Source organism: Vibrio sp. 10N.222.46.A1, assembly GCF_041473595.1.
GTDB lineage: Bacteria > Pseudomonadota > Gammaproteobacteria > Enterobacterales > Vibrionaceae > Vibrio > Vibrio tasmaniensis_A.
On sequence record NZ_JBFRSN010001354.1, the window covers coordinates 1 to 774 of the forward strand.

Genomic DNA, 774 nt, shown 5'->3' on the forward strand with positions numbered 1-774 from the left:
ATGATAGCCACCGCTGAGATGAATCGCTAAACCACTCTCGATGGCCATTTCAGCGGCCAAGCAGGTTCCACCACTTGAATAGAGTGTCCTTTCTATAAGCTGTTCACTCCACGGAAAGCCGATACGTCTCATTTTTGCTGCTGGCAAATTTCCAGAAACTAGCAAATCGACATATTCACCATCGTGTACCTGCTTTACTTGTTCTACCGAAACAGGCATTGGCTGGAACATTTCGAATGCATTACCCCATTGTGGATCGCTATCCATTAGCGCCTCAACAGCACTGTGTAACAACAGATATTTGTTGATTGGGTAACGATGACCTTCTGGTAAAGGTAACTGCGAATAGATTGGGTGGTAAATTAAAGGAATCATAATCAAGTAAATTGCGTATCTTTCTCAAAATCATAACAGTCTCAGACTTGGCGACAACCCTAATTAATAATAATAATTATCATTACCTTTAATTAGTTCCAGAGACAACAATGAAAAACGTAATACTCATCTGTGGTGTGATCTGCGGCTCGATGGCAGCAGTAATGATTTTTGTAGGAATGCTAATAGCCAGTTGGTGGAGCGTTGATTTTCTCGTGTTAAGCCATCAAACTTAACTAATTGAACTGAAAAGGAATCACCATGAGCGTTATTTTTATTACTGGAGCGAACCGCGGCATTGGCTTAAGTCTGACTCAACAATACTTGAAAGGTAATCACAAGGTGTACGCAACTTACCGTGACGCCAATTCAGCAAAAGAACTGCTCTCTCTCGCAGAC

2 pseudogenes are annotated in these 774 nt (G+C 41.6%); one reads left to right on the forward strand and one right to left on the reverse strand.

The features are described from left to right. Positions 1-375: pseudogene (locus tag AB4496_RS26560) on the reverse strand (histone deacetylase); the annotation flags it as partial. A gap of 261 nt (positions 376-636) precedes the next feature. On the opposite strand from AB4496_RS26560, the pseudogene AB4496_RS26565 reads away from it, so the two are divergent. After that, positions 637-774: pseudogene (locus AB4496_RS26565) on the forward strand (short-chain dehydrogenase); the annotation flags it as partial.